Below are 271 nucleotides of genomic sequence, written 5' to 3' on the forward strand. Positions count from 1 at the left end.
TTGGAATAGTTGATTTCACTATAAGGGTCCGGTTCAGGCGCACCAGATGCCCACGCGCGCGCATAGCCACCCCCGCTTTGAGCGTCGATTGCCAGCATGTTAATTACGGCCGCCTGAAGGCCATCGCTTGCAGCAGGCGCGCCCTGCTGCCCCGCAATGGGTACCGTGATGGTTTGATTCGGTTGCACTGCGACGCTCGGCGCGACTCGCGTGTCGAGCAGACGACCGTTCGCCGGAGTAAAGGCACCATTGCTCGAGCCCGGCATGAAAT

At 60.5% G+C, this 271-nt stretch carries 1 protein-coding gene; it reads right to left on the reverse strand.

The genetic code is table 11. The annotated features are described in order from the left end of the window. Positions 1-271, reverse strand: a 271-nt coding sequence (locus tag AC1RO3_RS09180) for a hypothetical protein (protein ID WP_481764113.1), incomplete at both ends; no start/stop codon positions are given.

Source organism: Dellaglioa sp. CoH-57-MRSF-19, from assembly GCF_056781975.1.